At 72.1% G+C, this 8,798-nt stretch carries 9 protein-coding genes; 4 read left to right on the forward strand and 5 right to left on the reverse strand.

Annotation, left to right across the window (positions count from 1 at the left end):
- From ACTWPW_RS31985 to ACTWPW_RS31995, 3 genes are read left to right on the forward strand one after another with little or no spacing between them, the layout of a single operon-like run.
- The gene (locus tag ACTWPW_RS31985; protein ID WP_364126146.1) at nt 1–612 is read left to right on the forward strand and encodes an HD domain-containing protein; all 612 of its coding nucleotides are present in this window, start codon (nt 1–3) and stop codon (nt 610–612) included.
- A gap of 30 nt (nt 613–642) precedes the next feature.
- Nucleotides 643–1,554 carry a Rieske 2Fe-2S domain-containing protein gene (locus tag ACTWPW_RS31990; RefSeq protein WP_443170800.1) on the forward strand — a complete coding sequence of 304 codons (912 nt, stop codon included), beginning with the start codon at nt 643–645 and terminating at the stop codon, nt 1,552–1,554.
- A gap of 29 nt (nt 1,555–1,583) precedes the next feature.
- Nucleotides 1,584–2,408, forward strand: coding sequence for an NAD(P)H-binding protein (locus tag ACTWPW_RS31995; protein WP_375114503.1), 825 nt, complete (start codon nt 1,584–1,586; stop codon nt 2,406–2,408).
- Here ACTWPW_RS31995 and ACTWPW_RS32000 read toward each other — a convergent pair.
- From ACTWPW_RS32000 to ACTWPW_RS32015, 4 genes are all read right to left on the reverse strand, one after another.
- Nucleotides 2,405–2,629 carry a hypothetical protein gene (locus tag ACTWPW_RS32000; protein ID WP_375114502.1) on the reverse strand — a complete coding sequence of 75 codons (225 nt, stop codon included), beginning with the start codon at nt 2,627–2,629 and terminating at the stop codon, nt 2,405–2,407. The two genes, ACTWPW_RS31995 and ACTWPW_RS32000, sit on opposite strands and share 4 nt — an antisense overlap.
- A 23-nt stretch (nt 2,630–2,652) precedes the next feature.
- Nucleotides 2,653–3,408 (reverse strand): sulfite exporter TauE/SafE family protein, encoded by a 756-nt coding sequence (locus ACTWPW_RS32005; RefSeq protein WP_443170801.1) that lies wholly within the window; start codon nt 3,406–3,408, stop codon nt 2,653–2,655.
- Between the two features lie 77 nt (nt 3,409–3,485).
- The gene (locus ACTWPW_RS32010) at nt 3,486–4,409 is read right to left on the reverse strand and encodes an SPFH domain-containing protein (RefSeq protein WP_375114500.1); all 924 of its coding nucleotides are present in this window, start codon (nt 4,407–4,409) and stop codon (nt 3,486–3,488) included.
- An 86-nt stretch (nt 4,410–4,495) separates the two neighbouring features.
- Nucleotides 4,496–5,284, reverse strand: coding sequence for an ABC transporter ATP-binding protein (locus ACTWPW_RS32015; protein ID WP_364126129.1), 789 nt, complete (start codon nt 5,282–5,284; stop codon nt 4,496–4,498).
- A 68-nt stretch (nt 5,285–5,352) separates the two neighbouring features.
- Between ACTWPW_RS32015 and ACTWPW_RS32020 the strand changes: the two genes are divergently transcribed.
- Nucleotides 5,353–6,069, forward strand: a complete 717-nt coding sequence (locus tag ACTWPW_RS32020; RefSeq protein ID WP_375114499.1) for a hypothetical protein — start codon at nt 5,353–5,355, stop codon at nt 6,067–6,069.
- Between the two features lie 111 nt (nt 6,070–6,180).
- Here ACTWPW_RS32020 and ACTWPW_RS32025 read toward each other — a convergent pair whose 3' ends face one another.
- Nucleotides 6,181–7,539 (reverse strand): WD40 repeat domain-containing protein, encoded by a 1,359-nt coding sequence (locus tag ACTWPW_RS32025; protein ID WP_443170802.1) that lies wholly within the window; start codon nt 7,537–7,539, stop codon nt 6,181–6,183.
- Nucleotides 7,540–8,798 lie beyond the last annotated feature (1,259 nt).

An 8,798-nucleotide genomic window follows, 5' to 3' on the forward strand; every position in this document is an offset into this window, starting at 1 on the left:
GTGTCGCGCGTGACTATCGCGCCGGAAGAGGACCGCCTGAACGCCCAGATCGCCTTCGCCATCGAGATCGACAAGTTGAAGCGGATCATCCGCCGCAACCATCTCATCGACGGCTCGCGGCGGGAGAACACCGCAGAGCACTCCTGGTACGTGGGCACGCTGGCGATGGTCCTCGGCGAGCATGCCCCACCCGGTACCGACCTCCAACGGGTGGTGGCCATGTTGTTGGTGCACGACCTGGTCGAGATCGACGCCGGTGACACCTTCGTCTACGACGCGGTGGCGGTCTCCGCGCAGGCCGAGGCCGAGCGGGCCGCCGCCGACCGCATCTTCGGCCTGCTGCCCGCCGAGCAGGGGGCGTGGCTGCGGGAGCTGTGGGACGAGTTCGAGGCCAGGAAGACGCCGGAGGCGAGGTTCGCCAAGGCGCTCGACCGCTTCGCCCCGATCCTGGCCAACCACCACACCGAGGGCGGCACGTGGCCGCTGTTCAAGGTGACGGCCGGGCAGGTGAGGGAGAAGGTACGGATCATCGAGGAGGGGTCGCCCTCGCTGGGCGCGTACGCCCTGGAGCTGGTCGAACTCTCCGTGGCCCGGGGCCACCTGTCCGAGTGATCCCCCAAAGCCCGGGGTAGGGGACTTGTCGTGAAAGAGACAGTACGCGCGAGACGTCGGCAGTTGCGGGGTTTCGCCGGGCCAGTGGCCATCGCCGACCGGCTCGAGAAGTCGAAGGCCATGGACCGGCCGATCAGAGGGCTGGCCAAGGCCGTACGCCGGCGGCTGCGCCAGGGCCGCCTGCGCGACCTGCTGCACGGCGTCCCGCTCGGGGAGCCGGTGCACCCGCCGCTGGCCACGGTCAGCCTGGGCTGCTGGATCTCGACGGCTGTGCTGGACCTGGCGAAAGCCGACCCGCGCGCCGCGCGCCTGCTGCTGGCCACGGGCCTGGTCAACGCGCTGCCCACGGCGGCGGCCGGGCTGACCGACTGGTCCTCGCTGCACCGCGAGCAGCAGCGGGTGGGTTTCGTCCACATGTTGTCGAACATGACCGCGCTTGGCCTGTTCTCCGCCTCCCTGTGGGCCCGCATGCAGGGGCGCGAGCGGCCCGGCCGGATGTTGTCCTTCGCCGGGCTGGCCGTGGGCGGGCTCGGCGCCTATCTCGGCGGCCACCTGGCCTACCGGCAGGCGGCGGGGGCCAACCACGCCCCGCAGGTGACGCATCTGGTGCCGCTGGGCTGGCACGACCTGTGCCCGCTCAAGGACCTTCCCGAGGGCCGGCCGGTGGCCCGGCGCCTCGGCTACATCCAGCTCTTCGTGCTGCGCCAGGGGGAGGGCGTGACCGTGCTCGCCGACCGGTGCCCGCACCTGGCCGGACCGCTGCACCAGGGCCGGCTGGTCATGGAGGACGGCGAGGCGTGCGTGGTGTGCCCGTGGCACAGCAGCACGTTCCGGCTGGCGGACGGCTCGGTCAAGCACGGGCCCGCGACCGCGCCGGCGCCCGTGTTCGAGACGCGGATCAGGCGTGACGGCACGATCCAGGTACGGCCGGGGTTGACCTGAAGTTAGATTGAGGTCCTACCGTCGAGGTCATGGGGAAGATTCTTGTGACCGGCGCGACCGGCAATGTTGGCAGGCATGTGGTGTCCCGGCTCGCGGAGGCCGGGCTGGACGTCCGGGCGTTCGCCAGGAACCCGGAGCGGGTCCAGGCGGACGTGGAGACCGTACGCGGTGATCTGACCGTTCCCGGGACGGTGGAGGCCGCGCTGGCGGACGTGGAGAGCGTCTTCCTGGTCTGGCCGGGCTTCACGACGGGGAACGCCTCCGACGTGATCTCGGTGATCGCGCGGCACGCCCGGCGCGTGGTGTACGTGTCGGCGAACGTGCCCGACGACGGGACGGCGGCCTCGCACTACCAGGAGATCGAGGAGCTCATCCGGCGGTCCGGGCTCGGCTGGACGTTCCTGCGGCCCGGCGGCTTCGCGGTCAACACGCTGGGGTGGGCGGACCAGATCCGGCAGGGTGTGGTGCGGTGGCCGTACGGGAAGGCGTCCAGGGCGCTGATCCACGAGCAGGACATCGCCGCGGTGGCCGTGCACGTGCTCACCTCCGGCGGCCACAACGGCGCCTCGTACGTGCTCAGCGGTCCCGATGAGCTGACCCAGGCCGAGCAGGTACGCGTGATCGGCGAGGTGATCGGGCGGGAGGTGCGCTGGGAGGAGCTGCCGCCGGAGGAGGCCAGGGAGCAGCTCATGGCGGGATGGGGCGACCCGGCGTTCGTGGACAGTGCGCTGCGGACCTGGGAGAGCTTCGTGACCAGCCCCGAGAGGGCCACCGGCACCGTGGAGAAGCTGCTGGGCCGGCCCGCGCTGACGTTCCGCCGGTGGGCGGAGGAGCACGCCGCGCACTTCTCCTAGGAGGCCTCGTCGGCGGGGTGCTCCACGAGGGCGAGGATGCGGCTGGACATGAACCTGGCCGTGCGCACCGGCGTGCCGCTGCGGGTGACCTCGCTCACCTCCACGAGCCCCCGCCGGTTGGCCACCTCGACCCGCCGGCCGGCGCGGGTGGCCGTGATCTCGTAGGTGCGGGGCGACGAGCCGCCCGCGTCGATGACGATCTCCACCCGATCACCCTTCATGTCCTGGTTATACCCACGGGCAGTTATCCGTACACCAGTACGATAATGGCCGCAATCCCGACACAGACGATGACCGCGCGCAGCACCGGGGCCGGGATGCGCCGCCCCAGCCGGGCGCCCACGAACCCGCCCGCGACCGCGCCCAGCGCCACCCCCGCCACGGCCTGCCAGTCGACGTCCGCGACGACCACGAACAGCACGGCGGCCACGGCGTTGACGATCAGCGCGAGGACGTTCTTGGCCGCGTTCACCCGCTGCAGGCCGTCGTCCAGGAAGATGCCGAGCAGCCCGATCAGCAGCACGCCCTGGGCGGCCCCGAAGTACCCGCCGTAGACGCCCGAGGCCAGCACCCCCAGCCACAGCGCCGTGCCGCCGTTCGGATGCGCCTCCTCGCGCCGCGCCGACACCCACGCGTTGAGCCTGGGCTGTGCCAGGACCAGCACGCAGGCCAGCGCGATCAGCGCCACGACCACGACCTCGAACACGTCGGGATCCAGGAACAGCAGCAGGATCCCGCCGATCAGCGCCCCCAGGGCCGAGGCGGTGCCCAGGCGCAGCAGGCGCTCGCGCTGGCCCAGGAGCTCGGTGCGGTAGCCGTACGCGGCCGTGAAGGAGCCGGGCACGAGGCCGATGGTGTTGGAGACGTTCGCCGTGACGGGGTCGACGCCGATCGCCATGAGCGTGGGGAACGTGATCAGCGACCCCGACCCGACCACCGCGTTGATGGCGCCCGCCACCACTCCGGCAGCGCAGACCGCAGCCAGTTCCCACCCCGTCACGAACCCTCCCCGACCAGACCGCCGCCGTGCCGCCGTGCCCGGTCAGGGCCGCGGCGGCAGTCAGTGCGGCAGGGTTCTCACCGGGTGTCCCGGTCCTTGGGGGGAGTGAAGAGGCCGCCCAGGTTTTCCAGGACCTTGCCCATTTCGGATGGGACGATCCAAATTTTATTGGCGTCGCCTTTTGCGATCTCGGGCAGGGTCTGCAGGTACTGGTAGGCGAGGAGATGCTGGTCCGGGTTGCCCTCGTGGATGGCCTTGAACACCATGCCGATCGCGTCCGCCTGCCCCTTGGCGCGCATGGCCTGGGCCTCCGCGTCCGCCTGGGCGCGCAGCACGGCCGCCTCCGCCTCGCCGCGCGCCCGCAGCACCGCCGCCTGCTTCTCGCCCTCGGCGGCCAGGATCGCCGCCTGGCGCTGCCCCTCGGCGGTCAGGATGGCGGCGCGCTTGTCGCGGTCGGCGCGCATCTGCTTCTCCATCGAGTCCTGGATGGAGGCGGGTGGGTCGATGGCCTTGAGCTCGACCCGGTTGACCCGGATGCCCCACTTGCCGGTCGCCTCGTCCAGCACGCCGCGCAGCGCGGTGTTGATGTCCTCGCGGGAGGTCAGCGTGCGTTCCAGGTCCATGCCGCCGACCACGTTGCGCAGCGTGGTGACGGTGAGCTGCTCGACGCCGGTGAGGAAGTTCGCGATCTCGTACGTGGCCGCCTTCGGATTGGTGACCTGGAAGTAGATGACGGTGTCGATGGACACGACGAGGTTGTCGGAGGTGATCACCGGCTGCGGCGGGAACGACACCACCTGCTCCCGCAGGTCGATCATGTCCTTGATGCGGTCGATAAACGGCACCACCAGGTTCAGCCCGGGGGTCAGCGTCCGGTGGTAGCGGCCCAGGCGCTCGATGATGGCGGCCGTGGCCTGCGGGATGATGCGGATCGTACGGGCCACCCCGAAGCCCACCGCCGCGACCACGACGATGGCGACGATGAGCTGCTCGACGGACATGGCGACGCTCCGGAGTCGAGGATACCGACTCCGTAGATCCTATTTGGTTTCAGGTTTGGCCGTCTTTTATCCGCATAAATGGTGATCTAGTGAGCGCGCGCGTACCAGCGGCCCTCCGCGCTGCGCTCCAGCGAGAGCGGCACGCCGAACGTCTGCGAGAGGTTGTCGGAGGTCATGACGTGCTCCAGCGGCCCCTGGGACACCACGGAGCCGTGACGCAGCAGCAGGCCGTGCGTGAACCCGCTGGGCACCTCCTCCACGTGATGCGTCACCAGCACCAGCGTCGGCGAGCGGTAGTCGCCGGCCAGCAGCGACAGGCGGCGCACCAGGTCTTCGCGGCCGCCCAGGTCGAGCCCGGCCGCCGGCTCGTCGAGCAGGAGCATCTCGGGGTCGGGCATGAGCGCGCGGGCGATCTGCACCCGCTTGCGCTCGCCCTCCGACAGGGTGCCGAAGCGGCGCCTGATCAGGTGGGCCGCGCCCATCATGTCGATCAGCTCGACGGCCCTGGTCACGTCGTTGGAGTCGTATTCCTCGGTCCAGCGGCCCATGATCGCGTAGGAGGCCGTCAGCACGAGGTCGATGACCTTCTCCTCCGGCGGGATGCGCTCGGCCAGCGCGGCGCTCGCCAGCCCGATCCTGGGCCGCAGGTCGAACACGTCCGCCTGCCCCAGCCGCTCCCCCAGCACCTCGACCAGGCCCTCGCTCGGATAGAGCAACGTGGCCGCGACCTGCAGCAACGTGGTCTTGCCGGCACCGTTGGGCCCGATGACGACCCATCGCTCGTCCTCGTTGACCGTCCAGTCGATGCCGCGCAGCAGGGCCGCTCCGTCGCGCCTGACGGCGACGTCCTGGAGCCGCAGCACCTGACCACCCATCCCCGATCCCTCCTTAGGAGTCACCCTCTGGACAAACCTATTGCAGGGCGAGCGCTTATCGTGGATCGGTGCGCCCTGAATCGACTGTCTGCCCATCCCTGGTCGCCTGGGGCAACGCCTGGCTGTCCGGTCACGTCGGCCTCGATGAGGCGGCTGACCACGTGGAAGCCGTCGGCGGGCCCGCCGTGGCGGGCGACGTCCCCTTGCGTAAATACCTCGCAAACCTGCGCGCCGGTGGCCTGCGCGAGTTCCGGCTCGCCCTGCCCGCGCCCGGCGACCCGCTGGGGCTGTCGGGGCCGGCGTCGTTCAACTCGGCCGCGGTCGACGCCGGCCAGGCCGCGATCGCCGTGCTCGGTGACCACAACCTCGGGCTGGTGCCACTGCCGGACCGGCGCGGGTCGTCCTATGTCGGGGTACGCCTGGAGGTGCACGACTCCGGCCCCGTACGCCATGACCTGCCCTCCTTGGCGGAGGCCGAGCGGGAGTTGTCCGACGCGATGCGCGCGGCCACCGAGGCCCTGGCGTCGGTGGACGGCCCCGCGCAGGGCCGTCCCGAGCGGCTGGAGCGCGGCGGGGAGCTCGCGCCCGGCTATCCGGGGCGGGCCCACCGGGTCTCGGCCCTCGCCACGCGCCTGGGCGCCGTGCTGCGCCTGGCCGACGAGCGCGGGCTCACGTCGGGGCAGGTCGCCGCGGGCAGGGCCGCGCTGCGCGAGCTCGACCGGGCGGTACGCCGCGCGCTCGTGGCGGCGCACCACGCGATCTTCGAGCCGGTCAGGAACCAATGACCCCGCCCTTTCGTGTGCCGGAACCGTCGACCCGATCCCCTCGTCCACCGGAACCGTCGACCCGGTCCCCTCATCCACCGGAGCAGGCCGCCGCGCGCCTCCGTCCCGCCGTCAGGAGCCGGAGGCGGCCACGTCTTCGGCCTTCCACACCCTGACCAGCTTGTCCTTGCCCGCCGAGACCACGGCCGTGTCCTTGCCCACGGGGACGATGCCGACCGCGTACACGCCGCTCTTGTGGGCCTTGACGGGCTTGCCGAGGGCCTTGCGGGTCTCGGGGTCCCAGAGCCGGATCGTGCCGTCGGTGCTGCCTGACAGCAGCACCGTCCGGTCGCTCATGGATCCGAAGGACAGCGAGTAGACGATCTTCTTGTGGCCGGACATGGTGCCGAGGGTCTTGCCGTTCTTCGGATCCCAGATCCGGATTTTTCCGTCTTTGCCGCCAGACGCCACGACCGTCTTCCCGTCCACCTTCCCCACCGCGACCGAGTAGACGCCCTTCGAGTGGCCCTTGTACGTCTTGCCGTACGCCTTGCGCTTCGACATGTCCCAGACCCGCAGCGTCTCGTCCTCGCTGGCCGACACCACCACCGCGCGGTCGCCGATGTGGGTCGCGCTGAGCCAGTTCACCGGCTTGCGGTGGGCCCTGATCATCTTGCCCGTGGCCTTGCGCCTGTCCAGGTCCCAGAACTTCAGGTAGCCGTTGGCGTCGCCGGTGACCGCGACGTACTTGCCCTTGACCTTCGTCAGCGCGACGGCGTAGACGGCGTCACCGTGCCAGCCGAGGACCCTGCCCTTGCGGGTCTTGAGGTTCCACAGGCGGACGCTGCCGTCGTAGCCGCCGGAGAGGGCCATGGGGGTCTTGCCCATCATCACGCCGGCGACGGCGTAGACCTCCTCGCTGTGGCCCCTCATCGTGGCCAGGGACTTGTGCCCGCCCAGGTCCCACAGGCGTACCCGGCCGTCCTGGCCTCCTGTGACCAGCCACGTCTTGTCACCCACGGGGACGGCGGAGAGCGTCTGCACGCCCCTGGTGTGGCCCTTGAGCGACTTGCCGTCCTGCTTGCCCAGCACCGGCACCGTCGCCCGCTCCACCTCGACCGGCGTCGGCACCGGAGTCGGCGTCGGCGTCACCGTCGTCGGGGTTGGGGTCGGGGTGGCGCTTGCGGGAGTCGGGCTGGCGGACGTGGTCACCTGCGCCACGGTCCCGCCATCGGACGGTTGCGTGCCGAACATCGTCGGGCCGAAGTACAGGATCCCGCCGGCCAGCGCCAGAGCGACGACCAGCGTGACGGACACCATGGCGGCCCGCTTACGCCTGGCCTTGACGAGGTCGGGCTGCTCCTCGGCCGGGGCATGCTTGAAGAAGGCGTCGTTGCCGTCACCCCCCGCACCGCCGCCGGCGGGGTGGTCGGCTCGCGACGGCGACTCGGACGCATCCCCCTGCTCACGCACGCCGCCGTCGCCCTGCACGGGCGCTTGGCTACGCGGCTCCACCTGGCTACGCGGAATCGCCTGGCCCTGCGCCGCTGCTGAACCATGCGGCGCCGCTCGACCCCGCGACGCCTGCCCTTGAGACGGCCCCTGACCAGCGGGCGACACCTGATCGGGCGATGACGTCTGCCCAGCTGGCAGCGGCGCCTGACCGGCTCGCGGCGCGTCACCGGGCGGCGGCGCCTGACCGGGCTGAGGTGCCTGGCCGGGCGTTGCTTCGCCGGGCGCGGGCGCGACCCCGCCACCTACAGCGCCATACGGCGTGGAGCCCATGGGGTAGGGCGGCGGAACCTGCTGTGGGGACGGCCCAGGCTGCTGGTGGTGCTGTGACGGCACATAGGACGGGGATGACGGCCGCACCCCAGGAGCCGGGGCAGGCGAATGCGCCCCAAGCACCGCACCGGGCGGCTGCTCCCCATCCGGCCTGCCATAAGCTTGCGGGCCGTTCAACCCGCCGGGCGTCTGCGGCCCGCCAGAAGCCTGTGGCCCATGCAACCCGCCGGGCCTCTGCGGCCCGCCAGGACCTTGCACGCGCTGCGGCCCGCCTGGGCCGCGCGCGCCCTGCGGCCCGCCAGGGCCTTGCACGTTCTGCGGTTCGCCGGGGCGGTGCGCGCTCTGCGGCCTGCCGGGACCGTGCGCGCCCCACGGCGTGGCCGGGGGCTGCGCTCCGCGCTCCGGCCCACGTTGCGGCCCGTACTGGGGGCCGGGCGCATGACCGGGCGCATGACCGGCGGCCGGTCCGGCGGAGGGGCCCCCGGGCGGCGCGTGTTCGTCGCCCGATGGGTTGGCCCACCCGGACGGATTCGCCCAGCCCGAGCCGCCTGCACCGCCAGCACCGCCAGCACCGCGAGCACCGCCGGACGGCGGTCGGCTGTCCGGCGCGACCCAGCCGGAGCCCGATGGAGCCGCACCCTCCGGGCTGGCCCAGCCTCCACCGGCGGGACCCGCGTCCGGCCCAGCACCACCAGGACCGGGAACGGAGGGCCGCCCCTGGGGATCACCCCACCCGGCAGCAGGCGCCTGCCCCCGGGAACCGACCCAGCCCGCAGCAGCCCCGGCCCCCGGACCCGGCTGCCCCTGAGGACCGGCGGCCCGCCCAGCGGCAGGCGCGGCACCGGAACCGGCGGGAGAGTGCCTCTGAGGACCGGCCCAGTCAGGCGCGGCACCCGGCCCCGGCGGCCCCTGAGGGCCGGAGCGTCCGGCTGCGGGGGCGGCGTTCGGTGCGGCGGTCGGGGGGC

Source organism: Nonomuraea sp. KM90, from assembly GCF_052246675.1.
Lineage (GTDB): Bacteria > Actinomycetota > Actinomycetes > Streptosporangiales > Streptosporangiaceae > Nonomuraea.

Bases quoted from the DNA above. Each gene is read 5' to 3' on its own strand.
- ACTWPW_RS32000 (WP_375114502.1), bottom strand. From the start codon at position 2,629: ATGAAGGGTGATCGGGTGGAGATCGTCATCGACGCGGGCGGCTCGTCG.
- ACTWPW_RS32010 (WP_375114500.1), bottom strand. From the start codon at position 4,409: ATGTCCGTCGAGCAGCTCATCGTCGCCATCGTCGTGGTCGCGGCGGTG.
- ACTWPW_RS32015 (WP_364126129.1), bottom strand. From the start codon at position 5,284: ATGGGTGGTCAGGTGCTGCGGCTCCAGGACGTCGCCGTCAGGCGCGAC.
- ACTWPW_RS31995 (WP_375114503.1), top strand. From the start codon at position 1,584: ATGGGGAAGATTCTTGTGACCGGCGCGACCGGCAATGTTGGCAGGCAT.